Below are 20062 nucleotides of genomic sequence, written 5' to 3' on the forward strand. Positions count from 1 at the left end.
GTCCATCCCTGGAAGCTCGGCCATGACGTCCATGTCATGGACGGTCACAGCCGTATCTACACCAGGTTAGAAAAGCGGAATAGTTTGGATCTAGAGTCAAGTCTAAAGATCTATGATCCATATTCATTTCTGACCAGTTCATTGATGAATAAAGACACCTAAACAAATGCTATATTAATCTATTGAAAATAAAAGATTTAAATGGGAGAGTAAGACCAATATCATTTTTATGTAAGAGGCTAAAATGAACCAACGTGGTCTGATGATTACTCAGAGTATCGATGCGAACTTGTCAGGGTTCACATTTAATGGTGGATTAGACGAACAAAGTCTAAGGCAATACCTCCTTTTTTGGGACTACTTAGCTTGCCCTCAAAGCAACATGATTCATATGGGAATGGGGAATGACTTTGATTACCTTATTAGTGCCGGTCGGGCTAAATACCTACAAATAAATGATTATAGTATAAGTAACGCTGGAGCTAGTTTTTGGCGATCTTTAGAGAAAAGGGCATTTGATCAACTTCTAGTAGATCAAAAAACAGATTGGAGTATTGCTTCAAATATCAGAACCTTAGGACTCTCAGAGAGAGAGTCGTCTACGAATGACGCTTTATGTTTTAGCTTAATCGATGCCCTGAAAGTATTTACTCCTGAAGTCCCCCTTCCTGAAATACTTGAGTTTAAAGCCAGACGACAAGATATGCTGCTGGAATTCAGAGATAGCATGGATGACCTAAAAGATTTTGTGAGAATGTCACCAGATAGTGTAGAAGCATTCCAGCGAAAGCAAAGAAAAATTCAAAATGATATTGCAGAACTAAATAGATTAATTGATGAGGCTAAGCATCCATCTGTATTCCGATGTGCTGTGGATGTCTTGACAGTGGAGGGAGCGGTAGGATTTACCTCTGCAATAATATCTGGATTAGGTGGAGATCTTAGTCAAACCTTAGCATTAAAAGGTGCATCAGTAATGGGGGGGATAGGCGTGAGTATAGTCAAGCATAATTCACCAGTGAAGTTACCTGCTCACTTAAAACAATACGCATACGTTGCATGTGCAAAACAAGAGCTTTTATAGGTATAACAACTTACACAAAACCTACAGAGAACACCAATTCCCCATCGAAGTTGCCGAAGTGCGTAGACAAAAATGCCGTGGAATCATCATGGATGATGGTTCAGGCTCGGGGGGACATGGATGTCCCATCTGAGCCGTTAGGCGATTTTTGTTGGAGCATGAGGCCCGTATCTAATGCATGTAACTTCGTCGGGGCGTTATGGTGGATGCAAGGAGGATAAGGACGAGCAGTCCTCCTTGCCCGTGTGTGAGCTGGAAGCTCACGACTTTAGTTGTTAGACGCAGTCTAACTTTAAGGTCAGGCGTAGCCTGATATGTGGCAAAGCCACGACCCTTTATCAAACGAAGTTTGATTGCTAACAACAAGTCACCGTTTGCTACGTTAAGCAAACCCCAAAACTTTAGCTAAACTAAAACAATCCATAAAACAAAAGGATTTGTTTATGCCCATCGCCTGTGTTGCCACCCGCGCTAGCCTCGGTGTCCAAGCCCCTGCAGTACAAGTCGAAGTCCACCTTAGCAACGGACTACCAGCATTTAGCCTCGTCGGACTGCCCGAAGCTTCAGTCAAAGAGGCCAAAGAACGAGTGCGTAGCGCACTTATCAACGCCGGCTTTGAATTCCCCATGCGCCGCATCACCGTTAACTTAGCCCCTGCGGATCTACCCAAACATGGCGGCCGCTACGATCTACCTATCGCCATCGGCATACTCGCCGCCTCAAAACAAATTCCACTCAAATCTATCGAGCAACATGAGTTTGTCGGTGAACTGGCGCTCTCTGGCCATGTTCGCTATTGCCAAGGCTTGCTGCCTGTCATCGTCGATGCCAGCAAACAAAACACCACCTTAGTTCTTCCCGTTGATAACCGTGAAGATGCCGAACTTGTCGGCTTTGAAAAGGTGCTATTTGCTACCCATTTACAATCTCTCGTCGCCTACCTGCACGGCCAATCACAACTGCCCAGTATCGACCTTAACCTTGAATGGCTGACACAAGATAAAACTGAACCGCTATCTTGTATGAGTGAAGTCGTTGGTCAACATCAAGCAAAGCAAGCGCTTGAAATCGCAGCGGCGGGCAATCATAACTTATTGATGCTGGGGCCACCTGGCACAGGTAAAACCATGCTTGCCAGTCGCATGATGCAGCTGCTGCCGCACTTAGCGTATAACGAGGCCTTAGAGGTCGCTGCGATTCACTCTGTTGCAGGGCATAATATTAAGCCTGATAGCTTTTATCAACGTCCCTTTAGAAGCCCACACCACACCTGCTCAGCTATCTCTTTGGTCGGCGGTGGTGCTCAGCCCAAACCCGGTGAGATTTCGTTAGCTCATCGAGGCGTGCTCTTTCTTGATGAGGTGGCGGAGTTCCCAAGAAAAGTGCTCGATTGTTTACGCGAACCTATGGAGACAGGAGAAGTGAGTATTTCAAGAGCCGCAGCAAAGCTGACTTTTGCTAGCCGATTTCAGTTAATTGCCGCGATGAACCCTAGCCCTTGCGGTGATAGCGACAATGGCAGATCCAGTAATGAACAGATCCTGCGTTACCTTTCTAAGTTATCTGGCCCATTTATCGACCGCTTCGACTTAACCATAGACGTGCCTAAACTGCCATTAGGTGCACTCAATAGCCACAACAACCAAGCCGAAACCAGTGCCACGATAGCTAAACGCGTACAACAAGCCCGCGAGATACAACTTGCTCGCTCGGGGGTGCTTAACAGTGAACTGTCAGGCAAGCAGCTAAAACAAGACGCTAACTTTGATGATAACGACCTGGTTTTTTTGGAGCAAAGCGTCAATCAACTCGGCTTATCGGTACGCAGCTACCATCGTTTACAACGTGTTGCCCGTACTATTGCCGATTTACAGCAGGAGGTTAACGTAAGCCGCTCTCACATAGCGCAAGCCTTAGGGTATCGCGCTATGGATAGGTTACTGGCCTCATTATCGAGGCAATAACCACTAAATATGAGTTGCTGTAAACTTTGTCGGTTTAATAGGTTGAAATCCGCCCCTTAACCTTTTACTGCAATTTGTTGCAGTGCTGCTATGAATAAGTCGCCACATACATTTAAGCTGTGCTTTTGAAATACGAAAGTTAACTAACAAGCACTTAAGTTAGGGTTACATAAAAATCTGTTAATATTTGCACAAATCAGTTGTATCAAACCCCAGATTACAGTAAATTCCGCCAGCTTCGTTAACTCGATGATATTGAAGTAGCAAACATTTATTTACTTTGATCCTACTTAGCCAGCGCTTTTATAGCATTAGTGCCTACAAGAACAACCTTGTATAACGCAGCTGAAAAATAGTAATTAGCTGTTTGCTCACCATCCCAACCAGCTAATCACAGGCTAATGGTTATCATCTTTTATTTAATATTTTCTTATAGTTAGTAAATCATAGCCATGCCAAGTAAATTCAAATATAACAGTCAATATGCCGTTAAATCCCTTGCTGCGGGGCTCATTTTTATAGCATTGCTGGCAACGTCTCTTGGTTTAAGCCATTACCAACTCACTCGCCAGCTTACCGCAGTGGCCGTACAACTGGATAATGAGTATCAAACACGCTTGCTCGCTGCAAAAACGCAGATGAAAGAAGTGCAAGCGATGCTCAATAAAGAGCAAGAAACACACTGCTCTGAAGCAACCATAAATTCGCTGAAACAGAAGCTGTTCGAACAAAGTGATCAACCTGTTCCCTGGGTTAAGTTTAACGATGAAACACTTATTTGCTCGGCGATTGGCCGCTGGCCAGTTCCTAAAGGAAGTCGGTTATTAAGCCGCGATATAGACGGCCACGCGCTGTTTGATGGCGAGGACAACCGTACCTTTAACAAACAAAGAACGATTTATGCTAGCGCGGCAAGCAGCACTGCTCATATATTTGTGCCTGTACAATCGGCTGATGCTATCAATACTATTTTAACTAACTGCAAGATATGCGGTGGCATCGATATCAAGGTTAATGGCCATGATTGGGTAAGCCGTAATACCGATTGCAACCCGTTTGCCAGTATCGAATATCAAGCCAAAGACTCTGAGTTTAAGTACACCTTAATCGCCAATGAAACCGCTAGAAATCACTTATGGTTGATCATATTCCTGTTATTACTCATTCCAACCTCGCTGTTAGCGGGGATCCTCTACCTCTTTCGCGAACGCATATTTAAATTATATTGTCACCGTCGCTTTGTGTCTGCGTCGAATCAAGGCGATTTTTACCTTGCCTATCAGCCGATTATTGATACTAACAATGGACGTGTTTTTGGTGTGGAAACCCTATTAAGGTGGCGCACAAAAGGCAGTAAACATCGAGAGACCAGCAGTTATATATCTATGTTAGAGCAAGACTCGATAATGCCAAAACTGACGCAATGGATGATAAAAACGGCTCTCAGTGAATTAAAATCGTTACTGAAAAGTAATCAGATCGCTAGATGCAGTATCAATATTAGCGCCAAGCAAATAGAGCAAGGCCGGGTACTCTCTTACCTGCAACAGTTAGCCAATAATGGTTACCCGGTTGATCAGTTATGCTTTGAGTTAACAGAGCGTCAGCCTATCGAATCCTGGCAGGCGATGCGTGAATTTATCGCTGGCTGCAAACAGTTAGGCTGTCGGATTAAGTTAGATGACGTGGGCATAGGCTACGGCGGCGGTATACTTCTTCAACAATTGGAGTTCGATTGCCTAAAGATTAATAAGGCCTTCACCAAGATACTCTCGAGTGAAAATAATCAACCGTTTTTGATCCGCTCCTATGTCGCCATCGCCAAAGAGATGAATATTGCTCTTATCGCTGAAGGAGTTGAAACCCAGGATCAAGCCGAGCAACTTAAGAAGCTCGGGATTCATTTGCATCAAGGCTGGCTCTACTCAAAAGCCTTACCTGCAACGGAACTCAGATCTTACCTTCTCAATCATTAATATAAAAATCTAAGCCCTGGCATTGCCGGGGCTTAACCTTTACTGGTGACGACTTTTCATAAACAAGCATCACTCATGCTGACAATTAATCACAAACGTCCCCTAAATACTAATAGACTGCACCGTTAATCGTCGAAATTTAACATCTAGATTGAGACCAAACCTGACAACGAGTACTATAAGTCTCCAATTTTTTTCTTGAGGTTGTTAATGGGCGCGATAGTGTCACGCATTAGAGGAAGCTTTGCCTTCTTGTGTTATTTTATTAACACGTTATTTTGGGTCACCCCAATTCTTATTATGAGCATTTTTAAGCTCATTCCTTTAAATGTGACTCGCAAGGGCTGCACCTATTTCCTCGATTTTTGTGCCAGCGCCTGGATCAGCGTCAATGGCTTTATCGAAAACCGACTGCATCCGATCAAACTCACGATTGAAGGTGATAGCGAGCTGTCTACCAAAGAGTGGTATATGGTTATCGCTAACCACCAGTCTTGGGTAGATATCCTCATCTTGCAGCGAATTTTTAACCGTAAAATCCCCTTTTTGAAGTTTTTCTTAAAACAAGAATTGATCTTTGTACCTGTACTGGGGCTCGCCTGGTGGGCGCTGGACTTTCCATTTATGCGTCGTTATAGCAACGCACAATTAAAGAAAAACCCTAAATTACGTGGCAAAGATATCGAGATCACGCGTAAGGCCTGCGCCAAGTTCAAAAGCAAACCTGTCAGCGTAATGAACTTTGTTGAGGGTACCCGTTTCCATCCTAGTAAGCACAACAAACAGAACTCACCTTTTGCTCACCTGCTTAAGCCTAAAGCTGGCGGAATGGCTTTTGCCCTTTCAGCAATGGGCGAGCATATTGATAAATTAGTCGACGTTTCTATCTATTACCCCGGCAAGGTGCCAACCTACTGGGAGTACATTAGTGGCCAAGTCAAAGAAGTTAGAGTTCATATCACGGTTAATAATATTAGCGATGAACTGCGCGGTGATTATATCAAGGACCGTCAATTTAAAATTCAATTCCAGCAAGAGTTAAACCTTATCTGGCAGCAGAAAGATCAGGTTCTAGCCCAATTAGCACAAGCAGAAAACACCCGAGAAGAGGCATAAGAGCAAGATGTTAAACTTTTTACCTGCACCCATCTTATATTTTATAAGTACCCTGTTATTGATCATTAATACAGCTTTGTGGGCATCACTTATCAGCATAGGTGGCATCATTAAGCTGCTACTGCCTTTTACCGCTACTCGCATCGGCTTAACCCATATCATGAATCGCTTCATGTGGGCCTGGGCTACCTGTAATGGAGGGATTTTATATCTACTCGCCGACATTGAATGGGATGTAGAAGGGCTAGAGAATCTCGACAAAAAGAGTTGGTATCTGCTGATCAGTAACCACCTCAGTGGTTTTGATATTGCTGCGCAAACTTATGTGTTACGTAACCATATTCCCATGCTCAAGTTTTTCCTTAAAAAAGAGCTTATGTATGTGCCGTGCTTAGGCTTGGGTTGCTGGGCACTGGATATGCCCTTTATGAGCCGTACTAGCCCGGCTAAGTTAAAGAAAAATCCTAAGCTCAAGGGTAAGGATTTAGCCTCTACTCGCAAAGCCTGTGAAAAGTTTAAAACCATGCCCACGTCTATCATCAACTATGTTGAAGGCAGCCGTTTTACAGAAGAGAAGCATACACGCCAAGATTCGCCTTATCGCTATCTATTACGCCCCAAAGCAGGCGGGATTGCTTTTGCCCTTTCGGCAATGGGCGAGCAGTTCACCAATGTCCTCGACGTGACGGTTCTTTACCCTGAAGTATTTAAAAAAGATGCCTTATATGAAGTAATGCATGGCCGCATGAAGAAAATTGTCGTGCGCGTAAAAGTACTACCTGTGCCTGAAGTGGATAATAAGCGTTATTTTTCTGAAGCTTCTTACCGCGTCGACTTTCAACGCTGGCTCAATGAACTTTGGGAAAGGAAAGATGAAGAGATCCATCAATTGATGCTTAAGCATAATAGCTCTAGCGAACATATTGTTGTTAAGCCTAAACAATAACTATCATTTTCTGCCCATCAATAATCAGGCCGCATTTTAAATGCGGCCTTTTCTTTATTTTGAAATCAATTGCAAGTCACAAAAACGTCAATAATACCCATGCAATATACTCATAAACCAATAAAAACGATATCGCTATAATTGAGCGTAAAAACAGTATGTTCCTCTACCCAGGTAGATATACGCCCTTCCTATTCAAACCAATTAACAACATTGCCCTATAAAGCCCTAATGAAAAATAGTCACGGTCAAATTATTGACTGGATTTATAGCCAATAACTGGATAAGTTAACCTCGACTTTAAACATTGATGCAACAAGGGAAACCAAATGTATCACAAGAATCATTTAGCCAGTGTGTTGTTCATTTTCTTATCCGTTTTGGTAAATACCGCCTGCGCCACTCAAGGCGTAGATCAAAGTCGCCAACAAATTATTGAGCTCAGTGGTAGTGATATGGCCCGCTACTGGGTAACAAGAGACAAGCTTATTGATTGGCAGCAACTACTCCCAACAGACACTCATATCAACACTGGCAAACATAAAGCAGTTTATGAGGTATCGTTTGTAGTCAATACTCACGGACAGATGAGTCAAGTCACCATGAAAAATCTTGCCAATGGCACTAGGGTTCCTGCTGAGTTATTGGTCGGTGTAGACGACTATCAATTTTTTGCCACGGCATACAACATCACTCGCCAGGCTGTAAAAGTAAATGCCACGGTAGAGCTGTAAATTTACTGCTGTCGCCAAATAATATGGTGGGTATTGTAGTCTTATGCTAATCAGTGCAATACCAATTTGTACAAGCCCAATCTGTATAAGACTGATTTGTATAAGACTAATGAGTATTGCTTTAAAAATAACAAAAAAGGCTCCTATTTAGGAGCCTTTTTAGATCTAGTTAATCTAGTTAACTTTGCACACGCTTTACGTGCTGCACCCAGCCTTCAGGCCCTTGAATATGGCCTTTTTGGATCTCGGTTAACACCTTATAAATTCGCTTAGTGTGCTCACCTACTTCGCCATCACCAACCGTGACGATGCGGTTATCCTCAAAGATATAAGAGCCTACTGGAGAGACCACGGCTGCAGTACCAAAGCCACCTGCTTCAATAATCTCACCTGACTCGATGTCACTAATAAACTTATCCAGCATCACCGTCTCTTGGCGTACGTCGCAGCCCAGTAACTCGCCCAAATCGAGAATTGACTGTGAGGTAATCGACTTTAAGATAGTGTCGGTAAATTTAGGGATAATAATGCTGCCATCTTTCAGCACGTGGAAGTGGTTCATCGCGCCCACCTCTTCAATCTGCTTATTGTTAGCATCCAGATACAGCACCTGCGCTGCACCATACTCTGCAGCAGCTTTACCCGCCTTAAGTGATGCCGCGTAGTTACCTGCCGCCTTTGATGCGCCAGTACCACCAGAAACAGCACGGTGAAAACGCTCGCTAATCAGCAAACGAATCGCCTTATCAAAGCCGTCGCTATAGTAAGGGCCGCTTGGGCTTAACATCACACAAAAAGTGTATTGCTCACTTGGGCTGACCGATAAACGATCTTCAGTGGCAAAGATAAACGGGCGGATATAAAGGCATGCGCCTTCTTGCATAGGAAACCACAAACGATCGACATCGATCAACGCGTTGATCGCATCAATCTGCATCTGCTCAGGCAATGCGGGAATACAAAGAATATCGGCCGAACGATTAAGTCGCTCGGCATTTTTATCAATTCGGAAAGTGTAGATTTCGCCGTCTTCATGTTGAAAGGCTTTTGCGCCCTCAAATACCGACTGACCATAGTGCAGCGCAATGGCGCCCGGTGCGACTTGAAAGGGGCCATAAGGAACGACTCTAGGATCTCGCCACTCACCATCGCGATAATCCATTAAAAACATGTGGTCAGTTCTTAGGTTACCGAAGCCAACGTTGCTTGTAGGCTTAAATTGCTCGGTACGGCGCTCTAACGCAGGTTTTAAGTTATAAGTTATTTGCATTGTATACCACCTTGATTACTGATTGAGCAGCCTATCAGTGGTCATAAAAAAGTCAAGCAAAACGGGGGCTAGCCTGAAGATCTTCAACTTATGCAAAACATTCAAACTGCCCTGAAATTAATCAAATTGAGACCTACAATCCGACAATTTCCCTATGCTTAAACACGTTTCACAACTGCGTATATTGCCATGGCCTTTATCTAGAAAATGCTTAATACGGCCAGATAATGACTGCATCATTTCACGAGTAATAGGTTCACGCCACTGGTAATGGTTCATTAAACGGCTTATGTGGCGATAGCCTATATCATCATTGACACTAAAATATTGCTCGTCCATTAAGCCACTTTGATACGAAGACGTGGCTCCCGCCAAAAAGAAGTACAGCGCCTGACTCAAGTCATCTATTTCAACTTGTGTCGCTTGCAGCTCACCTTGTTCAACAGCATGCTCTAAAGGCCTTTTAATTCTGCTCCAAAATAAATTAACTCGGTTCTTTAATATTTCAACTTTTTGAGAACTGGCTAATTGCCAGAACATACTGTTAATAGAGACAACTCGCAAAATATTAAATATTGGACTTCTCTTCACAACTTCAAATGTGAATAAAATAGATAGAACTGCATGTTCGTAGATATTTAAATCAGGGTTTTCTTTTATAAATACAGGTATTTGACTCGAGGTTGTATTCCTTAAGAATAAACAAACTAAGACATCCTCTTTAGACTCAAAATACTTATATAACGTATTAGTAGAACATCCTGCGCCCTTGGCTATTTGTGCAAACCTAAAAGAAACAACACCTTGATTATCAATCAATTGTTCAGCAACATCTAATAATTGATTACAGCGAATAGCATCCATATTATTACTAGGGCACTGCATGTTAGCCTCTTATTTAATTATATAGTTAAGATTGATACTACGGTTAAATATTCATTTAGATACTGAAAAGAAACATTTTCTTGAAGGCCTCCACAAAAAACTTTCTCCCCCAATATAAAGTGTGATTCCGCGCATGTTTGATTACATCTCCAAATCATATTGTTAACCCAAGTTAAATGGAGATAAAAAAATGCAAACAAGACGTTCATTTTTAAAACTTGGTGCTGGAGCGGCCGCGGTTGGCGCACTAGCCCCACTATCAGTAAGCGCAAATTCATCTGATGTGAAATGGGATGAAACCCATGAAATCGTGATTGTAGGTTCCGGTTTCGCAGGCCTCGCCGCCGCAGTAGAAGCGGGAAAATTGGGCGCAAAGGATATTGTCGTATTTGAGAAGCTGGGTGTGTACGGTGGTAACTCTACTCTCAATGCTGGCCAAGCCTGCTTTGCCGATACCGATCTACAGAGAAAACTCGGTATTAAAGACAGCGCCGATTTAATGGTAAAAGACCAATTAGCTTCAGGTCGTGGTTATGCTAGTGAAGCACTATTACGTCATAGTGCCGAGCTTGGACCTTACATTTACCAATTAACGAAAGATTGTGGCTGCGTCTACCGCGATCACATCATCAACACTGGCGGTACAAGTGCGACTCGCAGCCACCAAGTCGTTGAACGCTCAGGGGCAGGCTTTATTCGCCCAATGTTAAAAACAGCTCGTAGCTACGGTGTAAAAACCAAAACCCGCCATAAGTTCGAAGGTTTGATTACCGCCAAAGATGGCAGCGTACTAGGCATTAAAGTACGTAAAGGTTACCACACCGATCATGAAGACTCCGGCAAGATCATTAACGTAAAAGCAGAAAAAGGCGTGTTAATCGCAACTGGCGGCTTTGCAGCTAACGTCGCATTTCGTCAAGCGCTTGATCCTACATTAGGGGACGAAGTAGGTCACACTAACGCTCGTGGTGCTACGGGTGATGGCCTTATTGCCATGTTAGCTGAAGGCGCAATGCCTATCCATTTGAGCTTCATTCAGTCTGGTCCTTGGGCGTCGCCTGATGAAGGTGGTTTTGGTTACGGCGCAGGCTTTTCTTTATACAACTTCCCGCACTCTATCGCGATCGACCGCAATACTGGTATGCGCTTCATGAATGAAACCGCAGACCGTAAACACCGCGCAGATCTAGAGATCCAGCGTCGTGATAAAGATGGCAAGCCAAACCCTGCTCTACTTATCGCCCCCAAACACGAAGCACAAAAAGATCCGTCAATGGAAAATGTGCTCAAGTATAACGTTGCCTGGGAATTCGGCAGCATTGAAGCCATCGCTAAACACTTCGATTTACCACTAAGTCCATTGAAAAAACAGGTTGATGACTGGAACCAATACGTTAAATCCGGTGAAGACCCGCAGTTCGGCAAGCGCATGGATATGGGCGCCGGCATTTATTTAACGGCACCATTTATTGTGCAGCGTTTATGGCCAAAAGTGCATTACTGCCAAGGTGGCATCCAAATTAATAACAAAGCTGAAGTTATTGCGGCAAAGAACGGCAAGCCTATTCCAAATCTTTATGCTGCAGGTGAAGTTTCTGGTGGTGTTCATGGAGTTAGCCGCCTAGGTGGTTGTTCGACTCCAGACTGCATGGCATTTGGCGTCACAGCCGCTCGATCGATGATGAAAGCATAAGGATACCAACATGAAACCAATGACGACTTTACTTGTGCTGATATTTAGCAGCGTTATCGCCCTTTCAGCTCAAGCTCAAGATCAGCGTGATTATCACGAAGCGCTATACGAAGAGGGTTGTAAAACCTGTCATGACCAAGGGCTAAAAGCCTTTCCATCTGATGATTCCTGCTTGCAATGCCATGACATGGGTGAGCTGGCAGAACAAACCAAACGTGAAGGGCATGAGGCAAAGCAAAACCCACACGATAGCATGCACTACGGCCAAGAAGCGCCATGTATGGAGTGCCACGGGGAGCACACCAAGAAGCAAGCTATCTGTATGGATTGCCACAACTTTGAGTATCCAAAGTTTAAATAGCATCAAATTAAATAATTAAAAAACATGGGGAAATGATAATGAGAAAACTACTTGCCGCCTCGGCAATTCTAATTACGGGTTGCGCCGTTGCAGCTGATAAGCCAGCCGATAAACCTTGGCACAATGAAAAGCCAACATTATCAACAATTAATGCACCAACTAAAGTAATGCCTATGGTATGTAAGCAAGAGCAAGCCATGGCCTATCTTAAAGAGTTACAAAGCGGTGAAAAGGATATTTACAGCATTCAGTCAAACGATCACGGCGGTAAAGGTGCTAATGATTCTGGCTGGTTAACTTGGCGTGTTGACGACCCAAGTAATCTTATTCCTTGTCCTGCTGGCGGCGCCTCAGACTCTGAAGTGGGTATGTGCTGGAAAGAGCTAAACGATGAACCAACCGTTATTGGTTTAGTGCGCGTAGCACCTGGCACTGCTGCACCGCACTATCACCGTGAAATGGAATGTTATTACGGCCTAAGCGGTGAAGGGCTAACGTGGGCACAAGAGCGCATGCAACCTTTTGGCCCTGGTGACTATATTGAGATCCCAAGTAAAGCAATTCACTACACGCCTAATACTTATGATGATCAAGACCTGATCTATATGTACTGGTTCCCACTCGATGGCAAATTCTCAACATTTAAGTACCAATGGCCACAAGATGTGGGTCCAGGTGAGCAACTCATGTTTGACTTCGTACCTTACACCAACTCTAAGCTCGTTCGTTCAGGTAACGGTGGCTATGGTTGGGACGTGATTCAGAAATCTAAGTAATCTTACTCAATAGAGATGGAGGCCAACTTAAGTTGGTCTCCTTATTAACTATGAAAAAAATAATCCTAGCGTTAAGCCTACTTTTTAGCCCCAATCTATTTGCCGAAGAACCTATCTCCATATTATGGAATAACCTTGCTCCGGGGCCTGTAGATTTACCCGTTGATACCAATGTCAACTTAGCACTCGATGGTAAAAAGGTCATTATTCCTGGGTTTATCGTGCCATTGGATGGTCAAAACAGTGGCTACACCAAAAACTTTCTACTCACTCCACAGCAAGGCGCTTGTTTTCACAAACCGCCATCACCTGCAAATCAACTAATACATGTCGCTTTCGATGTACCAATAGCCATTCCAGATCTGGAACAACCTATGTATATAGCAGGAACCTTGAGCATTAAGAGTGCCCAAGCCGGATTTGCCAAAACGGGTTATCACCTAAAAGGAATTGAAGCGATTGAATACCCGACTCCGGTAAAAGTAGCCCAAGCAGACCACCAGCATTAACTCACTTTGCACACTCAGTTTAAGCGACGCTGTCTTTTTTGCGTAAGCAGGGTGCTTCGCTATTAACCGAGGAGCTAGTCAAGGCACTGCAAGCGCTACAGCTCATATGGTCGCGATAATGTTTATCAAAAAAGCTCGAACTTCTATTCTCTAATGACTCAAAAAGCTCAGGGGTAAGTGGCTTAACCCACTTATATTGCGCCATCAATCTTGCCAAGTGGCGGTAACAGGTCTCGCGACGATTTGATAAGTATTCAGGCGCAATCAATTGGCTTTCGAACTGGGTTAATGAGCCTGTAAGGTAAAAGGTTATCCCTTGAACGAGCTCTTTCACCTGCAAGGGGGTGGCATCAAGCTCACCTCTTGCTACGGCTTCATTGAGAGAGTCGGTAAACCAGCCCCAAAATGCATTAATACGTTTTTTGAAGCGATCGACTTTTTCGTCACTCGCTAACTGCCACACCATGGTATTGACTGAAACTGAACGCAGAGTAAAAAAACTCTTGCTGCGTTTGATGGTTTCAAATGTAAACAAAATCGGTAACAGCACTTTTTCTTGAGCCGTTAAATCCGGATATTTGTTAATAAATATCGGCAGGTGATTAGAGGTCGCACTGCGTAAAAAAAGGCAAACCAAAACATCCTCTTTTCGCTCAAAAAACTTGTACAGTGTCCCTGTCGAACAGCCCACTTCCTTCGCGAGTTGCGAGAACTTAAACGACACAATACCTTGCGATTCTATGAGCTGTTCAGCCGCGTCAAGTATTTGATTGCAACGCATCATAGGCAGCGCTTCAGTGGGACATTTCATCTATAAAAAACCTGTATCTCGAATTAAGGCGATTATGCGCTTGTAACAATTACAGATTATAGATATCTCTTCCCTAATCGGGATTCAGTTCACGCTAATACTCCTTTATTGGTAGGCTTTGTGAGTCACGTCATACAAACATTAGTGCAATAACTTGTAACCCTATATGGAATTGAGTTCACATTTTTATAGCGTTAAAACCGCATCCTATTTTAAGAGAAAAGATCTTCGAGATCTGCCTCACGAATAAATTTGTCACTGAAAAAATGGCGTGACTTAGTTCACCTTTAACAAGCGAACTTGCGTTTATCTTTAGCTCATTCCCATTGAGAGAATTACAAAATGCAAGGTAGAAGAAACTTTTTAAAGCTAAGTGCTGGCGCAGCAGTTGGCAGTTTAGCGGCAACATTACCCGGTACCGTACAAGCTAAGACTTGTGGTGAGATTAACTGGGACGAAAGCGTTGATGTCATTGTTGTCGGTTCTGGCTTTGCCGGTCTTTCTGCAGCCCTAAATGCTAAGCGTCAAGGCTTAGGTTCGGTACTTGTTTTAGAAAAGATGCAAGTGATTGGCGGTAACTCTGCTATCAACGGTGGTTGGTTGGCTATTCCTAAGAACCCAATCCAGTTAGCGCAAGGCGTCAATGACGACTCTCCTGAAGAACTAGTAAAAGATCAGATTATCTCTGGCCGCGGCATGCAAAACGAGCCTGCACTGCGTCTTATCGCTAACCGTTCTTTAGATGCCTACGATCTTTGTATCGACACAGGCGTTAAGTTCCGCGATGGCTTTAATATCCAGGTGGGCGGCCACAATAAAGCTCGCGCTATTCGTACTCAACACGGTACTGGCGGTGACATCACCACCAAGCTATATGAAGCCGGTGTAAAAGAAGGCGTTGATTACCGTCTACAGCACTATATCGAAGACTTCATCATGGAAGGCCAGAAGATTATTGGCGTAAAAGTGCGTAAGAACTACCGCTTCCCCGATCTAAAAACCGGTAGCACCATTTTTGTTAAAGCTAACAAGGCCGTTGTGCTCGCTAATGGCGGCTTCGCGCGCAACATGGCGCTACGTGAAGCGGTTGATCCATCTCTAGACCCAACACTAGATTGCACTAATGCAATGGGCGCAACAGGCGAAGTCACCCTGACGGCGATGGCTTACGGCGCACTACCTGTACACATGAACCTTATCCAAACGGGCCACTGGGGTTCTCCAGATGAAGGCGGATTTGGTTGGTCAAACGCCTTACTATCTATCGGCTGGCACCAAGGTGTGGCGATTAGCGTGCTCAACGGCAAACGCTTTATGGATGAACGTGCAGACCGTAAGACCTGCTCTGAAGCCATCATGAAAAACCGCAACGCTGATGGTAGCCCAGCGTACCCAGTAGTGTTCTTCAACTACAACAACTACGCCAAAGATGACCGTGTTGTACGTGCCATCCGCGACAAGATGGCGTGGAAGGTCGACTCATTAGATGAGATCGCCGCTAAGTTCGATATTCCAGCCGCAGAGCTTAAGCGCAGCATTGTTGAATACAACAAGCACGTGAGTGAGCGTAAAGACCCGCTATTCAATCGCAAGATGGATACGGCAGAAGAGCTAACAGGCCCATTTGTTGTGTCACGTATTTGGCCAAAAGTGCACTACTGCATGGGTGGTCTAAAAACCGATTTAGGCGCTCGCGTCATTGATGGCCGCTCTATGGAGCCTATCAAGAACCTATACGCAATAGGTGAAGTAACAGGTGGTATCCACGGTGAAGCCCGTTTGAGTTCTACATCCTGCCTAGAGTGTCTAGTCATGGGTATCGTAGTGTCTGAAACCATCAAAGCTGATCTTTAAGGAGCCATCAAATGAACAAGTTATTACTAAGCGCACTACTTGGCCTTGCTCTATCTAGCAACGTGATGGCTGGCGAGCTAGTCAAGATGAAAGGCAAGACTGAAGGACGCGTAAACCACGAATTTATCTATCAAGATGGCTGCCAAACTTGCCACCAAGGTTCAGGTAAGAAAAACGCAACTGACGCAGCCTGCGTTGAGTGTCATGGCGACATTAACAGCATCCCTGTCGATGAAAGCAAGCTAGCCATTCCTGAAGCGCATCCTCACAAGTCACTGCATTACAACCAAGGCGCAAGCTGCCTTGCATGTCATGCCGAGCACGAGAAAAAAGCACCAGTTTGTACAGAGTGCCACCGTACTTGGTTTGAAGAGATGTAATTCGATTAATTGATTTACAAAATCTAAAAATAGCAATAGGGAATGATGATGAAAAAAACCACTAAGTTTATGTTGTCGATGGTGGCTACAGCAATCGCACTTTCAGGTGCTTCAGCTTATGCTGCTGAGCAAACTGAAGACGGTATCAAGCTAGGCGGCGCTGTGCGTGTTAACTACGCCTACCGTGACTATGACGAAGCTAACAAAGATAAAGGCGGTGACTTTTACTTTGATATGGCAGCAATCAAGTTTGATGGTAAGCATGGTGACTGGGGTTTATCGGCTGAATACCGTTTTACCTCTGGCACTAACTACATCAAGTACGGTTACGCTTACTACGACGTAGACCCAGACTGGCAACTACAACTGGGGATCAACAAGGTGCCATTTGGCAACCCGGACTTCATCTCAAACAGCTACTGGTTTGGCATTCCTTATTACTTAGGTTTTGAAGACGACCATGACACAGGTATCAAGGCGGTTTACGAAAAGAATGGCTGGCACACCGATTTAGCTTTCTATAAGAGTGCTGAATATGGTCCGTCTGAAAACAAACGTTATTCGACTGATATCTACAGCGGCACAATTGCAGCCAGCGGTATCACTTACTATAACGAAGAGACTAACCAGTTCAACGTGCGCCAGACGTACACCGCTGAGCACGAAGGCGGCCAAACCACTTTTGGTGGCTCTGCACAGTACGGTCAGATCTATAACAGCAATACCGGTAACAACGGTGATCGTTACGCTGTCGCGCTGCACTTAGACAGCAGCTATAAAGGCTGGAACTTGCAACTGCAAGCAATGCAATACGAATACGATGCCGCTGACGCTGTTGATGCTAACAAGATCGCGGTGTCTGTTGTGAGCTGGCAGTATGAGATCGCTTCTAAAGGCCAGTCTTATAGCGCTAACATCGCTAAGACATTTGCGACCGATTGGGGTAGCGTTAAGTGCTACAACGATTTTGGTTTAATGACACCCGATGTTGATGACGATAGCTACGACAACAGCATGCAAAACGTGACTGGTTGTGCGATTTCAGCTGGCCCAACTTACACCATGGTCGATTTTGTTATGGGTAAGAACATGACCTTCTCTACCGCGAACAACGATCACGTGGGTCTTCCAGAGATGGGCGATAGCTGGGACAAGCGCGTGAATATTAACTTCGGTTACTACTTCTAATCGCAGCTAATCGTTCAGCGATGGTGTTAGTACTGACTAACAATCCGAGCACAGGAACACGCAGAGATTATTAGCATAGCTAACCGTATTAATTAGCGTTACCGACAAAAGCGAAGCTGCTCTCACTTCGCTTTTGTCACCCCATTTACCTATTAGATTCACCCAACTATTGGACCGGTACAGTATCCCTGCTTACTGTCGCCGCGATGGATCACGCCCTTTTTATATAAAAAATACTAGGGCTTTTTTACCCCTTCCCTACAAGAAATAACTATGAAATCGATGACAAAACTTTCAATCTGTATCTGTTTTATTGGCGGCTTCTCCTCGTCATTGATGGCCAGTGAGTACCACTTCGGTGGATTCCTAAAGGCCAACGCACGTTATGTGGATGGCAACATTGCCTTTCAAGACAGTTGGACTGGCGGTGGTCGTGTCACCGACTCAGCCAAAAGAACTCAATTTAGCGCCGCTGAAAGCCGCTTCAATGTTGGGATAACACACGGCGAAGTTTATGGTTTTGCTGAGATTGATTTCTCAGGTTCGGCTCAAGGTAATGCGGCTTTTTCTAATTCCTATAGCCCGCGCTTACGCCACGCCTATATCAACTATCAAGACTTCACAGCTGGCCAAACCTGGTCAACCATGGTCAATACCAGCGCCTTTGCCGAAACGGCTGATTTAGGTGGGCCCTTAGTGGGCCAGGCGATGGTGCGCCAAACTTTAGTGCGCTATAGCAAGGGGAACTGGCAATTTGCACTAGAAAACCCATACACCTATGGCACTAAAGCTGGCGGCACTCAAGCCAGTAGTACTCACACAGATATTACTCACACAAATAGTACTCAAGCGGATAAAGAATGGGTCGATACCAGCAATGATTATATTCCCGATGCGGTGATCCGTTTCAATCAAAAAGGCGCCTGGGGCAATGTCTCTGTAGCAAGCTTAGTGCGTTATTTAGACCCACAAGACACGGCCCAACTTGGCGCTGGCGTGTCACTGGCCGCCAAGCTCAAAACCTTTGGTAAAGACGATATTCGCCTGCAACTTCACTACGGCAACCTAGGCCGCTATGTCGGCACTGATGCGGCTAGAGATATGATTAACGGCGAGATAGAAACCACCACCTCGGCCATGTTTGCTTATCGCCACTTCTGGACTGAGCGCACTCGTTCAAGCCTTTTCTACGGGCACACTATCACCGAAGAGGAGCAGACTAACCGTTTCCATGCAGGGGTGAATCTATTCACAAATCTTACCCCAGTGCTAGAGCTAGGTTTTGAATTAGGTCGCTACCAGATTGATGATGGACTAAGCCCTTATGAAGATATCGCTGCCGCAAAAGGCGCGTCTAATTACGCCCAATTGAGTTTGCAATTTCATATCTAAAACGCAGTAAAGGAAAGATTATTCGCGACCGAGCTCACGAATAAGTTTGCTGCTTAAAATGCTGCGTGATCCATTTCAACTTTACGCAGCAATTATCACTTTATTGTTAGTTCAAGCCCGTTAAAACGAGCACAATATCGCAGCTTTAGCTGCATCAGCTAAAAAACAGGATAAGAATGATGAAACTAAAAATGATGTTCGGTATTGCCGCGCTAACTTCTACAGCCGCATTTGCCCAAGGCCCACAGTGTGATCACGCCCAACTGCCATACCAGCAGATGACGCCAGTCCCATACGACAGCACCCCCTACTCGCCACAGGACACCATGCCAGAGCAGTGTAGCAACCCAGAAGTTGAAGCGTATATCGCAGCATGGGAAGCAGGTGAAATTGACTTTAGAACCATTAAGTCAAATAGCAGCATCGCTGCCGATCAGCAATTTTGTAAGTCATTAGATGACGATGGCAACGTATTAGAAATTCAAGACTGCGATAAGTCAAAGTCACCAGTAGGTTATATCTGGAAAGAACTGTCAGATAGCCCTGTGGTCATTGGTATCACCGACGGTGGTAAATCAGACCACGCGCCGCACTTCCATGGTCAGCCTGAGTGTTATTACGTGGTAAACGGTGAAGGTCAAACTCTGGCCGATAACCAGTTCAAGAAGCTAGGCACAGGCCAGTACTTCTACATTCCTGGTGCGACTATCCACAACACTCCTATCATGTCTGAAAAAGGCCTAGGTGTAATGTACTGGTACCCAAACAACGCTCACTTTAACGGCTTTAAGTACTACTGGCGTAAAGACGTTAAAAACCTACGTGTAGCTGAAGAAGCCTTCGACCGCGTAGATGAGATCCGTAAGCGTGACCTAAACTTAGGCCCATACGGTACTAACGAAGCTATCTTCAAAAAGTAAGAAGTGTTAGCAGTTAGAAATGAGTGGCAAGTTAGGCTCAAACCTAATTAATAAACAAAAACTAAGAACCCAGCATAAGCTGGGTTCTTTTCTTTAAAAGCTATAAACCACCAAGCGCTCACTTCGCTTACTACGCCGAGGACACGGAGAAAAGAAAAGCCCGGGTGGCTTTTCTTCGTGTCCTTCGCGTCCTTTGTGTGATG

General features: G+C 44.6%; 18 protein-coding genes. 15 read left to right on the forward strand and 3 right to left on the reverse strand.

Going from position 1 to position 20062, the window contains the following annotated elements; translation table 11 throughout:
• Positions 1 to 244 precede the first annotated feature (244 nt).
• The 6 genes from ACVBIO_RS06925 to ACVBIO_RS06950 all read left to right on the forward strand — a co-directional run bounded on the left by ACVBIO_RS06925 (position 245) and on the right by ACVBIO_RS06950 (position 7820).
• Entirely contained in the window at positions 245 to 1084 is an 840-nt protein-coding gene (locus ACVBIO_RS06925) for a DUF6236 family protein (RefSeq protein WP_447172270.1), read from the forward strand.
• Between the two features lie 443 nt (positions 1085 to 1527).
• Complete coding sequence (locus tag ACVBIO_RS06930; protein ID WP_447172271.1) at positions 1528 to 3048, forward strand: YifB family Mg chelatase-like AAA ATPase; 1521 nt, start codon at positions 1528 to 1530, stop codon at positions 3046 to 3048.
• A 452-nt stretch (positions 3049 to 3500) separates the two neighbouring features.
• On the forward strand, positions 3501 to 5024 hold the full coding sequence (locus ACVBIO_RS06935) for an EAL domain-containing protein (RefSeq protein ID WP_447172272.1): 1524 nt from the start codon (positions 3501 to 3503) through the stop codon (positions 5022 to 5024).
• A 210-nt stretch (positions 5025 to 5234) separates the two neighbouring features.
• Entirely contained in the window at positions 5235 to 6140 is a 906-nt protein-coding gene (locus tag ACVBIO_RS06940) for an acyltransferase (RefSeq protein WP_447164001.1), read from the forward strand.
• Positions 6141 to 6147: 7 nt separating this feature from the next.
• The gene (locus tag ACVBIO_RS06945; RefSeq protein WP_447172273.1) at positions 6148 to 7086 is read left to right on the forward strand and encodes an acyltransferase; all 939 of its coding nucleotides are present in this window, start codon (positions 6148 to 6150) and stop codon (positions 7084 to 7086) included.
• Positions 7087 to 7415: 329 nt separating this feature from the next.
• Positions 7416 to 7820: a hypothetical protein gene (locus ACVBIO_RS06950; RefSeq protein WP_447172274.1), complete on the forward strand. Its 405-nt coding sequence runs from the start codon at positions 7416 to 7418 to the stop codon at positions 7818 to 7820.
• 178 nt (positions 7821 to 7998) lie between these two features.
• Here the strand turns inward: ACVBIO_RS06950 and ACVBIO_RS06955 are convergent, their stop codons facing one another.
• Positions 7999 to 9090: a branched-chain amino acid aminotransferase gene (locus ACVBIO_RS06955; RefSeq protein ID WP_447164003.1), complete on the reverse strand. Its 1092-nt coding sequence runs from the start codon at positions 9088 to 9090 to the stop codon at positions 7999 to 8001.
• 117 nt (positions 9091 to 9207) lie between these two features.
• Entirely contained in the window at positions 9208 to 9975 is a 768-nt protein-coding gene (locus ACVBIO_RS06960) for a TetR/AcrR family transcriptional regulator (protein ID WP_447172275.1), read from the reverse strand.
• A 190-nt stretch (positions 9976 to 10165) separates the two neighbouring features.
• Between ACVBIO_RS06960 and ACVBIO_RS06965 the strand changes: the two genes are divergently transcribed.
• Genes ACVBIO_RS06965 through ACVBIO_RS06980 form a run of 4 tightly spaced genes read left to right on the forward strand, consistent with a single transcriptional unit; the run spans position 10166 to position 13314 of the window.
• On the forward strand, positions 10166 to 11668 hold the full coding sequence (locus ACVBIO_RS06965) for a flavocytochrome c (RefSeq protein ID WP_447172276.1): 1503 nt from the start codon (positions 10166 to 10168) through the stop codon (positions 11666 to 11668).
• A 10-nt stretch (positions 11669 to 11678) separates the two neighbouring features.
• A complete protein-coding gene (locus ACVBIO_RS06970; protein ID WP_447162575.1) occupies positions 11679 to 12029 on the forward strand; it encodes a cytochrome c3 family protein in 351 nt (116 codons plus the stop codon).
• A gap of 38 nt (positions 12030 to 12067) precedes the next feature.
• Positions 12068 to 12805: a cupin domain-containing protein gene (locus tag ACVBIO_RS06975; protein ID WP_447162574.1), complete on the forward strand. Its 738-nt coding sequence runs from the start codon at positions 12068 to 12070 to the stop codon at positions 12803 to 12805.
• Between the two features lie 50 nt (positions 12806 to 12855).
• Complete coding sequence (locus ACVBIO_RS06980; protein ID WP_447172277.1) at positions 12856 to 13314, forward strand: DUF3299 domain-containing protein; 459 nt, start codon at positions 12856 to 12858, stop codon at positions 13312 to 13314.
• Between the two features lie 19 nt (positions 13315 to 13333).
• Here ACVBIO_RS06980 and ACVBIO_RS06985 read toward each other — a convergent pair whose 3' ends face one another.
• Positions 13334 to 14125 carry a TetR/AcrR family transcriptional regulator gene (locus tag ACVBIO_RS06985; RefSeq protein WP_447162572.1) on the reverse strand — a complete coding sequence of 264 codons (792 nt, stop codon included), beginning with the start codon at positions 14123 to 14125 and terminating at the stop codon, positions 13334 to 13336.
• Between the two features lie 342 nt (positions 14126 to 14467).
• Here ACVBIO_RS06985 and ACVBIO_RS06990 point away from each other — a divergent pair, with 342 nt between their 5' ends.
• The 5 genes from ACVBIO_RS06990 (at position 14468) to ACVBIO_RS07010 (ending at position 19859) form a co-directional block, all read left to right on the forward strand.
• The gene (locus ACVBIO_RS06990) at positions 14468 to 15979 is read left to right on the forward strand and encodes a flavocytochrome c (protein ID WP_447164005.1); all 1512 of its coding nucleotides are present in this window, start codon (positions 14468 to 14470) and stop codon (positions 15977 to 15979) included.
• 11 nt (positions 15980 to 15990) lie between these two features.
• Entirely contained in the window at positions 15991 to 16359 is a 369-nt protein-coding gene (locus ACVBIO_RS06995; RefSeq protein WP_012279024.1) for a cytochrome c3 family protein, read from the forward strand.
• Between the two features lie 45 nt (positions 16360 to 16404).
• The gene (locus ACVBIO_RS07000) at positions 16405 to 17547 is read left to right on the forward strand and encodes a hypothetical protein (RefSeq protein WP_447162579.1); all 1143 of its coding nucleotides are present in this window, start codon (positions 16405 to 16407) and stop codon (positions 17545 to 17547) included.
• Between the two features lie 273 nt (positions 17548 to 17820).
• Entirely contained in the window at positions 17821 to 18939 is a 1119-nt protein-coding gene (locus tag ACVBIO_RS07005) for a DcaP family trimeric outer membrane transporter (protein ID WP_447172278.1), read from the forward strand.
• A 176-nt stretch (positions 18940 to 19115) separates the two neighbouring features.
• Positions 19116 to 19859 carry a cupin domain-containing protein gene (locus tag ACVBIO_RS07010; RefSeq protein ID WP_447162569.1) on the forward strand — a complete coding sequence of 248 codons (744 nt, stop codon included), beginning with the start codon at positions 19116 to 19118 and terminating at the stop codon, positions 19857 to 19859.
• Positions 19860 to 20062 lie beyond the last annotated feature (203 nt).

This window comes from Shewanella sp. 0m-8, assembly GCF_052977265.1.

What these genes read in the sequence shown, in the direction of transcription:
- ACVBIO_RS06925 (WP_447172270.1), top strand. Translation starts at nt 245, where the DNA reads ATGAACCAACGTGGTCTGATGATTACTCAGAGTATCGATGCGAACTTG.
- ACVBIO_RS06930 (WP_447172271.1), top strand. Translation starts at nt 1,528, where the DNA reads ATGCCCATCGCCTGTGTTGCCACCCGCGCTAGCCTCGGTGTCCAAGCC.
- ACVBIO_RS06935 (WP_447172272.1), top strand. Translation starts at nt 3,501, where the DNA reads ATGCCAAGTAAATTCAAATATAACAGTCAATATGCCGTTAAATCCCTT.
- ACVBIO_RS06940 (WP_447164001.1), top strand. Translation starts at nt 5,235, where the DNA reads ATGGGCGCGATAGTGTCACGCATTAGAGGAAGCTTTGCCTTCTTGTGT.
- ACVBIO_RS06945 (WP_447172273.1), top strand. Translation starts at nt 6,148, where the DNA reads ATGTTAAACTTTTTACCTGCACCCATCTTATATTTTATAAGTACCCTG.
- ACVBIO_RS06950 (WP_447172274.1), top strand. Translation starts at nt 7,416, where the DNA reads ATGTATCACAAGAATCATTTAGCCAGTGTGTTGTTCATTTTCTTATCC.
- ACVBIO_RS06955 (WP_447164003.1), bottom strand. Translation starts at nt 9,090, where the DNA reads ATGCAAATAACTTATAACTTAAAACCTGCGTTAGAGCGCCGTACCGAG.
- ACVBIO_RS06960 (WP_447172275.1), bottom strand. Translation starts at nt 9,975, where the DNA reads ATGCAGTGCCCTAGTAATAATATGGATGCTATTCGCTGTAATCAATTA.
- ACVBIO_RS06965 (WP_447172276.1), top strand. Translation starts at nt 10,166, where the DNA reads ATGCAAACAAGACGTTCATTTTTAAAACTTGGTGCTGGAGCGGCCGCG.
- ACVBIO_RS06970 (WP_447162575.1), top strand. Translation starts at nt 11,679, where the DNA reads ATGAAACCAATGACGACTTTACTTGTGCTGATATTTAGCAGCGTTATC.
- ACVBIO_RS06975 (WP_447162574.1), top strand. Translation starts at nt 12,068, where the DNA reads ATGAGAAAACTACTTGCCGCCTCGGCAATTCTAATTACGGGTTGCGCC.
- ACVBIO_RS06980 (WP_447172277.1), top strand. Translation starts at nt 12,856, where the DNA reads ATGAAAAAAATAATCCTAGCGTTAAGCCTACTTTTTAGCCCCAATCTA.
- ACVBIO_RS06985 (WP_447162572.1), bottom strand. Translation starts at nt 14,125, where the DNA reads ATGAAATGTCCCACTGAAGCGCTGCCTATGATGCGTTGCAATCAAATA.
- ACVBIO_RS06990 (WP_447164005.1), top strand. Translation starts at nt 14,468, where the DNA reads ATGCAAGGTAGAAGAAACTTTTTAAAGCTAAGTGCTGGCGCAGCAGTT.
- ACVBIO_RS06995 (WP_012279024.1), top strand. Translation starts at nt 15,991, where the DNA reads ATGAACAAGTTATTACTAAGCGCACTACTTGGCCTTGCTCTATCTAGC.
- ACVBIO_RS07000 (WP_447162579.1), top strand. Translation starts at nt 16,405, where the DNA reads ATGATGAAAAAAACCACTAAGTTTATGTTGTCGATGGTGGCTACAGCA.
- ACVBIO_RS07005 (WP_447172278.1), top strand. Translation starts at nt 17,821, where the DNA reads ATGAAATCGATGACAAAACTTTCAATCTGTATCTGTTTTATTGGCGGC.
- ACVBIO_RS07010 (WP_447162569.1), top strand. Translation starts at nt 19,116, where the DNA reads ATGATGAAACTAAAAATGATGTTCGGTATTGCCGCGCTAACTTCTACA.